Source organism: Paenibacillus barengoltzii G22, from assembly GCF_000403375.2.
Lineage (GTDB): Bacteria > Bacillota > Bacilli > Paenibacillales > Paenibacillaceae > Fontibacillus > Fontibacillus barengoltzii.
The window spans coordinates 207753-218643 of sequence record NZ_KE159653.1 but is presented as its reverse complement, the minus strand read 5'-3'; the positions used below and the strand labels follow the sequence as shown (position 1 = coordinate 218643).

The following is a 10891-nucleotide window of genomic DNA, read 5'->3' as shown; positions in this document are numbered from 1 at the left end:
TCATGGACATGGGTTCGGCGTCGAATCTTGAACTCAGCCGGGCCTTCCGCTGCTTGGTGCTGAATAGCCGGGCTTACGGACACCAGAGACCTTATTGGAGTAACAAAAAAGGGTTTGAAAAGCTAATGGACCTCAGTGACCTTATTTGGGTAAAAGACACTAAGTCAGATGCATTAGATCGCAAATAAAGCCCCTGGAGTCCGTTACAGCGGGAAATGATCGGGAAATTGATGAATAACGGCCCTACGGTCCGTTAAAAGGTAGGTAGGTGCAACAATGAAGAAAATCGCGTTGATTGGCTCGACCGGTTCCATCGGCACGCAAACACTGGATGTAATCCGGGCTTATCCCGGGGAGTTCCGGCTGGAAGGATTGGCGGCGGGCAGCAATCTTAAATTGTTTGCTGAACAAGTCCATGAGTTTCGGCCTCGTAAAGCCTCCGTTGCTACCAAAGAATTGGCTGATCGAATTCGTCCAGAGCTGCCGGAAGGCGTGGAGCTCTACTATGGCGAGCAAGGCTTAGTCGAAGTGGCGGCGGGAACTGATGCCGATACGGTTGTGACGGCCATTGTTGGCAGTGCAGGGTTGCCCGCGACACTCGCGGCCATTGAGGAAGGCAAACACATTGCACTAGCGAACAAGGAAACCCTCGTTACAGCGGGGCACCTAGTCACAGAGCTGGCACAGCGCAAAGGGGTCGCGCTGCTACCGGTTGACAGCGAGCACTCAGCCATCTTCCAATGCCTAAACGGTGAGTACAAGCAAGAGGTCCGTCAAATTACGTTGACCGCTTCCGGCGGTTCGTTCCGGGATCTGACGCGAGAGCAGCTGCGGGATGTTACGGTGGAGGATGCCTTAAAGCATCCCAACTGGTCGATGGGCTCTAAAATCACCATCGATTCGGCCACGATGGTCAACAAAGGATTGGAAGTCATCGAAGCGCACTGGTTGTTTGGGCTTCCCTTTGAGCAAATCGGGGTATTGCTGCACCCAGAAAGTATCATCCACTCCTTCGTTGAGTATCGTGACGGCAGTGTGATCGCCCAGTTAGGGACGCCGGACATGCGCGTGCCGATCCAATATGCACTGACCTATCCGCATCGCTGGCCATCGGCGGCGAAACGGTTGTCCTTGGCCGAGATCGGGAAGCTGCATTTTCGGGAGATGGACTTCGAGCGGTTCCCTTGTTTAAGACTTGCCTATGAGTGTGGTAAAATAGGTGGTACGGCAACCAGCGTTTACAACGCCGCGAATGAAGCGGCAGTCGCCCGCTTTTTGAAGGGGGAGATTCCTTTCTTGCAGATCGAGGCGATCATTGAAACGGCGTTAGCCAAACATGAGGTGCAGTTTCATCCGGATCTGGAAACGATTCGTGAAGCGGATCGCTGGGCAAGAGCCCTTGCGGAGACGCTTTGATTACGGTGAGGCTTTCGCTTCCCTAAGATGGACCTCGTGATCAAAAGCTGTAGGCGGCGGTATTCTCTTGTGCCTGATCGGAGAATATATTAATCTAAAGTAACGTTGGACGATCCGTGGCCAGAAGGGGGATGCTTACGCTTGGAATTGCTGAAAATCATATTTTTGACGGTGCTCATGTTTTTCGTCATCGTTACGGTGCATGAATGGGGACATTACTTCTTTGCGAAGCGTGCCGGCATCTTGGTACGGGAGTTCGCCATTGGGTTTGGCCCTAAGCTGCTGTCTTTTAAACGGGGGGAGACCCAGTTCACCTTGCGTTTGCTTCCTTTCGGCGGCTATGCGCGTATGGCGGGGGAAGATCCGGAGCTGATTCAGATATCAGATGGACAAACCATCGCTTTGCGTCTGGAGAACGATCAGGTTCGGAAGATTTATCTGGACCGATTGGACAGTCGGAAGAACGTCATCCGCGGCGAAGTGCAGCACATCGACCTTGAGGACGATCTTGCGGTACGTTTGGATGTGGACGGCGAAGCGCTCACCTACCGTGTGCATCCGCAGGCCATGTTGGTGGCAAAAGGCAAAGAGACGCAAATTGCGCCGAGAGACCGGCAGTACGGCAGCAAAACTGTAGGACAGCGGGCTCTGTCGATTTTCGCGGGTCCTTTGATGAACTTTATTTTGGCGTTTGTGTTGTTTGCCCTGCATACCCAAATGGCGGGAATTCCGCTGGATCAACCCAGCCACCTGCAAATCGGTGAGGTCATGAAAGGCATGCCTGCCGAGGAAGTAGGACTCAAAACGGGCGATATCATCGAAACGATCAACGGAACTCCGGTCGGAACCGATGCAAATAAAATGATCGAAATGATCCAGGCTTCGAAAAACAAACCGATGACGTGGACGATCAAACGCGGGGACGAGACGTTAAATATCACCATTACCCCGAAAGGGGCGGAAAATGAGGACGGTAAAATCGGAAGTACGATCGTTACCGTGTTCCCGACGCGCAGTGCGTCGTTTGGAGAGACGTTCCAAGTTGCCGGGGAGGACATGGTCAACACGACAAAAGCGATTTTCCTCGGGTTCAAACAGTTGATTAATCGCTTTAACATGGACGATTTGGGCGGACCGGTTCGCACCTTTGAGGTGACTGGCCAAATCGCGAAACAGGGGATTGTTCAGTTAACCTATTGGGCGGCAATTTTAAGCCTCTATTTGGGGATCTTTAACCTGCTGCCGATCCCGGCGCTCGATGGAAGTCGTCTGATCTTCCTAGGGGTCGAGGCCTTGCGCGGCAAACCGATTGATCCTAACCGCGAAGGAATGGTACATTTCATCGGATTTGCGATGCTGTTCCTGCTGATGATTGCGGTCACGTATAATGACATTTTGCGCTTGATTCACGGCTGATGAAGATGGATGCGCAGCTCTGACGGCGCAGGTAACTATTAAACTTGTGGTTTTAACGGGAGGACAAAGGTTCTTATGGCAAACGAGGAGAAACAATTCGTCACGGAGATTACCCCGCAGGGAGTGGATTTTTCCCGTTGGTATATCGACGTTATTAAAAAAGCGGATCTGATGGATTACTCACCGGTCCGCGGCTGCATCGTATTTAAGCCGGACGGCTATGAAATTTGGGAGCATATTCAAGCGGAGTTGGACCGCCGTTTTAAAGAAACGGGGCATCGCAACGCTTATTTTCCGCTGTTTATTCCGGAGAGCTTCTTCCAGAAGGAAAAAGAACACGTTGAAGGCTTTAACCCGGAACTTCCTTGGGTAACCGAGGCGGCTGGCGAGAAGCTGGAGGAGCGTCTGGCGATCCGTCCGACGTCTGAGACGATGATTGGGCATATGTATGAAAAATGGATCCAATCCTACCGCGATTTGCCGGTGTTGATCAACCAATGGGCGAACGTGGTCCGTTGGGAGAAACGGACGCTGCCGTTCCTCCGCACAAGCGAATTCCTGTGGCAAGAAGGCCATACGGCGCACGAGAACGAGCAGGAAGCCCGCGAAGAAACAATGCGCATGCTGGAAATTTACCGCGACTTCGTGGAAAATTATTTGGCGATCCCGGTAATCGTCGGGCAAAAAACGCCATCTGAGAAATTTGCCGGTGCTGTCGATACTTATTCGATCGAAGCGATGATGAAGGATGGTCGTGCGGTACAAGCAGGGACTTCCCACTATCTGGGAACCAATTTTGCGAAGGCGTTTGATATTCAATATCTTAACCGTGAGAACGTACGTGAATATGTTCATACGACGTCTTGGGGCGTCAGCACCCGGCTAATCGGCTCGCTGATCATGGTCCACGGCGATGACCGCGGATTGGCATTGCCGCCGAAGGTCGCACCAAAGCAGGTCATGATTATCCCGATCGGCCCGCCAAAAACTTGGGAAGCCGTTGTAGGCAGAGCAGACGAGCTGTTCGCCGAGCTGAAGAAAGCGGGCATTCGCGTTGGGATTGATGACCGCGCTGACTTCCGCCCAGGCTGGAAGTTTAACGAGTACGAAATGCGCGGTGTACCGGTTCGTCTGGAAATTGGACCTCGCGATATGGAGAACGGCGTTTGCGTCCTTGTCTCCCGCATCAGCGGCGAGAAGAAGGTTGTTCAACAGGACCGGTTAGTCGAAGAGGTTCAGGCTATGCTGGAGCAGGTTCATCAGGAAATGTACGAGCGGGCTAAAGCGTTCCGAGAAGAGCATTTCTACACCGTCGATACGCTGGATGAAATGAAGGCCAGCATCGAAGAGAAACGCGGCTTCACCTTGGCCGGATGGTGCGGTTCGGAAGCATGCGAACGCACGGTGAAGGAAGAAACGGGCGCAACCAGCCGCAATATCCCATTCCATCCTCAAACGACGAAGGATACCTGCCTCGTTTGCGGGAATCCAGCGAAACATACCGTTGTTTTTGCCAGAGCCTATTAAGAATAACTTTCGCGTTACCGTCCCGCTAAGAGTTTGGGGAAGCTGAGGACGCGGGCGAATGGCACAACTACAAGAGGGCTTTCGGCAGTCAGGCGCCTGCAGGCTTATTACGCCGCCGGCATCACCGCCGGAAGCCTTTTTTTTCGAATCATGGGAAGAAGTCAGCTAGCAAGGTGAGGGGAGAGGACATGACCGAGACGCAAGACAAGAGAAACCGGCTGGAGCTGTTAATGAAGCAGGCGGATGTGCCCGCTTCGCTGATCGATCCGTATTTTCTTGACGGGCATATCGAGAAAGTAGAGGTCAGTCGCAGCAATCGGGAATGGAGAATCACCATTCAGAAGGACACGCTGGTGCCGGCTCAAGCCTACCGCACCTTTTGCCTGCGGGTCAGAGAACGGATGGAGCATATCGCCATCATTTCTTTTGAGTTTCATTACGGCGGCGGGTTAACCGCCAAAGACATTGTTGAAGAATATTGGCCGCTCTTTCTCGAATGGGTGAAACGCCAGATTCCGTCGGTCAATGGCTGGATGGCGAGAGCCGGGCTGGATATTGACGGCGATATGGTCACCGTAACATTTGGCGACGCTATGGCGCTGGAGTTGGCGCGGAAGAAACAGATTGACAAAGCCATCACCGTTTATTATGAAACCTATTTTGCCCTGCCGTTAAGAATCAAACTGCAAACCGGAGAGCCGAACGTCGAAGCGTTTGAAGAGTTCCAGCAGCGGATCGTGGAGGAAGAACGCGAAGTTATTCAACAGATGATGGAGAGCATGACCGTGGAAGCTCCTCCAGAGGAAGACGATGGCGAAGTGGTCAAGCTGCAGCTTGGGAACGAGATCAAGGATCCGCCTGTACCGCTTCAGCAAATCCAGGACGAAGAGAAGAGGATTACGATTCAGGGGACGATTTTTGGCCTGGATCGCAAGGAGCTGCGGAACGGCAACACCTTGTTTACGTTTTTCCTGACCGATTTCTCCGATTCTCTGCAGCTGAAATTGTTCGCCAAAAATAAAGAAGATCTGAAGATTATGGGGCAACTCGCCAACGGGAAATGGATCAAGGCACGGGGGAAAGTGGAAATGGACCGCTTTATGCCGGTTCCCGAGCTGGTCATGATTCCGTCGGATCTGGTTGAGGTGCCTGCACCTCCGGGTCGAATGGATAACGCGTCGGAGAAGCGGGTTGAATTCCATCTGCACACGACGATGAGTACGATGGACGCTGTCACGCCGATTGGCGATTATGTGAAAATGGCGGCAAAATGGGGACATAAAGCGATCGCTGTGACGGACCACGGCGGTGTGCAAAGCTTCCCGGACGCAGCGAAGGCTGCGAAGAAGCATGGCATTAAGATGATTTACGGCGTGGAGGCCAATGTTGTTAATGATGATGTCGCGGTTGTGCTGAACCCGAGAGGGGACGAGTTGAAGACGGCGACCTACGTTGTATTTGACATCGAGACCACCGGTTTGTCGGTAACCCAAAACAAAATCATTGAAATTGCAGCCGTGAAGATGCGGGAAGGCAAAGAGATCGATCGATATGCGACCTTCGTAAATCCGCATGAACGAATCCCGTACCATATTCAACAGTTGACCAATATCAACGATGACATGGTGAAGGATGCGCCTGATGTGGAGCCGGTGCTGAAACGCTTCGTGGAATTTGCTGAGGATGCGATTTTGGTGGCTCATAACGCACGGTTTGACTATGACTTTGTGAATGCTAAGCTCAAGGAGTTGGGCCTGCCAATCATGGAAAATCCTGTGCTTGATACACTGGAGCTGGCCCGGATGTTGTTCCCGACGATGAAAAATCACCGTTTGAATACCCTGGCTGCCAAGTACAAAGTTTCACTGGAGAACCACCACCGGGCGATCGATGATACCGTGGCGCTGGGTGAGATCTTAAACGGTTTGCTGGATGATGCATTCAAGATGGAAGGATATAAGACGCTTGATCGCTTGAACGATAAGGTCGGGAAAGATTTGTCCAATGCCCGTCCGTTCCATTGCGGGATCTATGCGCTTAATCCAGTTGGCAAGAAAAACCTGTTTAAGCTGATCTCGTTGTCGCACACCGAATATTTCAAACGGGTGCCTTGTATTCCGAAATCCAAGCTGGTGGAGCTGCGAGAAGGTTTGCTGATCCTCTCCGGCTGCGAGAAGGGCGAGTTCTTCGAGACCGTACTGAACAAATCGGTGGAGGAAGCCGAAGCGGTTGCCGAATTTTATGATGTACTCGAAATTCAGCCGCTCACGATGTACATGCATCTCGTAGAAAAAGGGCTCGTTGGCAGCACGGAAGAACTGCAGACGGCGATTCGCAAAATCGTGGAGATCGGGACGAAGCTGGACAAGCCGGTTGTTGCTACTGGAAACGTGCACTACCTGGATCCGAAAGACAAGCTGTTCCGTGACATTACGATCCACGGAATTACAGGGTTCAGTCCGCTGAAGGAAATCCGCAAGCCGGATGCGCACTTCCGAACAACGGAGGAAATGCTGGAGGAATTCAAATTCCTAGGTCAGGAGAAGGCTTGGGAAGTGGTCGTCACCAATACTTCAGCGTTGGCGGACCGATTCGAGGAGATCGAATTGTTCCCGGACAAGCTGTTTACCCCAATCATTGAAGGGGCTGACGAGGAGATCCGCCAGAAGTGTTACGATACCGCTAAATCGATTTATGGCGACGATTTGCCTGAAGTGATTGTGAAGCGGTTGGAGAAAGAGCTGGAGCCGATTATCAAATACGGGTTCTCGGCCAACTATTTGATTTCCGAACGACTGGTGAAGAAGTCGAACCAAGACGGGTATCTCGTAGGTTCCCGGGGGTCGGTCGGCTCGTCGGTAGTCGCGTTGTTCCTGGGAATTTCCGAGGTTAATCCGCTGCCAGCTCACTATATCTGTCAAAATCACGAATGCAAATATAGCGAATGGTTCCTGGACGGCAGCGTGCCCAGCGGCTTCGACCTTCCGGATAAAAGCTGTCCGAAATGCGGCGGCAAACTGAAGGGCGAAGGTCAGGACATTCCGTTCGAGACGTTCTTGGGCTTTAAAGGCGACAAGGTCCCCGATATTGACCTTAACTTCTCCGGTGAATATCAACCGGTCGCCCATAACTATACGAAGGTCCTGTTCGGGGAGAAGAACGTCTTCCGTGCAGGAACCATCGGTACGGTTGCAGAGAAAACCGCGTTTGGCTTTGCCAAGAAGTACGAAGAAGAGCATAACAAGCATTGGCGCGGGGCGGAGCTCAACCGACTGGCGGCGGGATGTACCGGCGTTAAGCGCAGTACCGGACAGCATCCCGGCGGGATCGTCGTCGTACCGGATTACATTGATGTGGAAGATATCACGCCGGTACAGTACCCGGCCGATGACACTGAATCTGAATGGAAAACAACCCATTTCGATTACCACGCCTTCGACGCGAACCTGCTCAAGCTCGATATTCTGGGGCACGATGATCCGACGATGATGCGGATGCTGCAGGATTTGACCGGGGTCGATCCAACGACGATTCCCATGAATGACCCGAAAGTAATGAGCATGTTCAACTCCACGGATGCACTAGGAGTTACACCGGACCAGATCCGTACGCCGGTTGCCACATACGGGATCCCGGAGATGGGGACGAAATTTGTGCGCCAGATGCTGGTGGAATCACAGCCGTCTTCCTTTGCGGACTTACTGCAAATTTCCGGGTTATCGCACGGAACCGGTGTATGGCTGGGGAATGCTCAGGAACTGATCAAAAACGGCACTTGTAACATCAAGACCGTTATCGGTTGTCGTGACGATATCATGCTGTACCTGATTTATAAAGCGGGAATGGACGCCGGCTTGGCCTTTAAAATTACGGAGAGTGTTCGTAAGGGGAAAGGGCTGACGCCGGAATGGATCGAGGAAATGAAGAAGTGTAAAGTACCGCAATGGTATATCGATTCTTGCTTGAAGATCCAGTACATGTTCCCGAAGGCGCACGCCGCTGCTTACGTTATCTCTGCGGTACGTACCGCTTACTTCAAGCTGTATTATCCGATCGAATATTATGCGACGTATTTCTCGGTCCGCGGGGAGGACTTCGATATCGAGCTGTGCTGCCAAGGGTACGAGGCGATCTACCGCAAGATCGAAGAGATTGAGCAGAAGGGCTTCCAGGCGCTGCCGAAGGAGAAGAACATGCTCCCGATCTTGGAAATGGCGCTGGAAATGACGGCACGCGGGTTCCATTTCAAGCCGATCGATCTGTATCGCTCCGACGCTACGAAATTTATCGTCGACGGTGATTCGTTGATTCCGCCGTTCTCGGCGCTTGCGGGGATCGGGGAGAACGCAGCCAAAAACATCGCCGCAGCGAAAGAGCAAGGTGAATTCCTGTCGATCGAGGACTTCCAGCAGAAGTCCAAGGCAAGTAAAACGATCGTGGAGCTTCTCGGTTCCATGGGCTGTTTCCGCGGCCTGCCAGAGAGCAATCAATTGTCTTTATTTTAATCTAGCTGGCTGAGTTCAAGATTCGACGCCGAATAAACAACTCGGTTTTGCTTCGTGATCCGAAGATAACTTTTTAATCTCCCGTTTGTTGAAGGATTAAAAAGACAGGTTTGGAGCACCGAGAAGGTTGGACGAAGACAGGACTGAGTAGCGGAGCGTACGTAAAGGTACGTGAGCAACGGAAGGCCGGGCTGAGTTCAAGATTCGACGCCGAATAAACAACTCGGTTTTGCTTCGTGATCCGAAGATAACTTTTTAATCTCCCTCTAGGAGTAAAGGTGTTTTACTTGTCACTTGGTATGTACTATGTTATAATTTTTTTGGCAATCATGAAGATAGAACCGTTGTTTAAAGAGTGGGGAAACCCACTCTTTAATCTTTGGTATATAGGATTAAAGTTGGAGGTAATGTACGCTTGAGCACACCAAAGATCAAAGCGACCGTCGAGCAAATGGTCACGCCTTATTTGGAGGAGAACGGCTTTGAACTGGTTGACGTGGAATACGTAAAGGAGGGCAGCAACTGGTTCCTCCGCGTATTTGTCGACAAAGAGGGCGGCATCGACATCGATGACTGCGGCCGGATCAGCGAATACCTTAGCGAGAAGCTCGACGAGAACGATCCGATTCCGTCGGCTTATTTTCTTGAAGTGTCTTCGCCAGGAGCGGAACGCCCCTTGAAGAAAGCCGAGGATGTCTCCAAGGCGGTCGGCAAAGACGTTTTTGTGACTACATACGAACCGGTAGATGGCCTGAAAGAATTTGAAGGCCGGCTTCTTTCCTTTGATGGGAACGAATTAGTTATTGAAGTCGGGAAGAAGCGTCACGCCATTCCATATAGCAAAGTTGCCAGCGCAAGATTGGCCATTATTTTCTAGTGTGACCTGCGGGGAATTATGAAAGGGGGAACTCGAGGCAAATGAGCATGGATTTTATCGAAGCCTTGAACGAATTGGAAAGGGAAAAAGGAATCAGCAAGGACATCTTGTTCGAAGCGATCGAAGCAGCGCTGATCTCCAGCTACAAACGCAACTTTAATACGGCGCAAAACGTGCGTGTGGATATGAACCGCCATACCGGCGAAATCAAAGTTTATGCGCGCAAGCTTGTCGTAGAGGAAGTCCTTGATCCACGGACGGAGATTTCACTGCAAGCAGCACGTGAGATTAATCCGAACTATCATCTGGACGACATCACTGAAATTGAGGTAACCCCTCGGGACTTCGGCCGGATCGCGGCACAAACGGCGAAGCAAGTCGTGACGCAGCGTATTCGTGAGGCCGAGCGCGGACTGATCTATAATGCGTTCGTGGAGAAGGAAGAGGACATCGTAACCGGGATCGTACAACGTCAGGACTTACGTAATATCTATGTTGATCTTGGTAAAGTGGAAGCCCATTTACCGTTAAACGAATTGATGCCAAACGAGAAGTTCAAGCACGGCGACCGGATTAAAGCGTACATTACGAAAGTAGAGAATACGACGAAAGGACCGCAAATCCTGCTGTCCCGTACGCATCCGGGCTTGCTGAAGCGCTTGTTCGAGCTGGAGGTTCCGGAAATTTTCGACGGTGTTGTGGAGATTCGTTCCGTAGCCCGCGAAGCCGGCTTCCGCTCCAAAATCGCCGTATACTCCCGCAACAGCGAAGTGGATCCTGTTGGCTCCTGCGTTGGCCCGAAGGGGACGCGTGTACAAACGATTGTGAACGAGCTGCGCGGAGAGAAAATTGACATCGTTCGTTATTCGGAGAATGTTGAGGAATATGTAGCCAATGCGCTGAGCCCGTCTAAAGTGCTCGAAGTGCAGGTGTTTGAAGCGGAGAAGATGGCCCGCGTGATCGTACCGGATTACCAATTGTCGCTGGCGATTGGCATTAAAGGACAGAACGCGCGTCTCGCCGCCAAATTGACCGGTTGGAAAATCGACATCAAGAGCGAAACCCAAGCGGAAGAGGAATTCGGCAGAGAAAAAACCGATCAAGGCGAAATGCCTCAGGATTCCATCTCCGTGGATTAACGGGAGGTGGC

General features: G+C 51.8%; 7 protein-coding genes. All 7 read left to right on the top strand.

The window, feature by feature from the left end; translation table 11 throughout:
- Window positions 1-188, top strand: a 188-nt coding sequence (locus C812_RS22690) for a hypothetical protein (protein ID WP_016312410.1), incomplete at its 5' end; no start/stop codon positions are given.
- Window positions 189-276: 88 nt separating this feature from the next.
- A complete protein-coding gene (locus C812_RS09300; RefSeq protein ID WP_016312409.1) occupies window positions 277-1416 on the top strand; it encodes a 1-deoxy-D-xylulose-5-phosphate reductoisomerase in 1140 nt (379 codons plus the stop codon).
- Between the two features lie 141 nt (window positions 1417-1557).
- Window positions 1558-2832: an RIP metalloprotease RseP gene (rseP, locus tag C812_RS09295; RefSeq protein ID WP_016312408.1), complete on the top strand. Its 1275-nt coding sequence runs from the start codon at window positions 1558-1560 to the stop codon at window positions 2830-2832.
- 75 nt (window positions 2833-2907) lie between these two features.
- Window positions 2908-4359, top strand: a complete 1452-nt coding sequence (proS, locus tag C812_RS09290; protein ID WP_016312407.1) for a proline--tRNA ligase — start codon at window positions 2908-2910, stop codon at window positions 4357-4359.
- A 188-nt stretch (window positions 4360-4547) separates the two neighbouring features.
- Entirely contained in the window at window positions 4548-8864 is a 4317-nt protein-coding gene (locus C812_RS09285; protein WP_016312406.1) for a PolC-type DNA polymerase III, read from the top strand.
- A gap of 415 nt (window positions 8865-9279) precedes the next feature.
- On the top strand, window positions 9280-9741 hold the full coding sequence (rimP, locus tag C812_RS09280) for a ribosome maturation factor RimP (protein ID WP_016312405.1): 462 nt from the start codon (window positions 9280-9282) through the stop codon (window positions 9739-9741).
- Between the two features lie 41 nt (window positions 9742-9782).
- On the top strand, window positions 9783-10880 hold the full coding sequence (nusA, locus tag C812_RS09275; RefSeq protein ID WP_009223048.1) for a transcription termination factor NusA: 1098 nt from the start codon (window positions 9783-9785) through the stop codon (window positions 10878-10880).
- Window positions 10881-10891 lie beyond the last annotated feature (11 nt).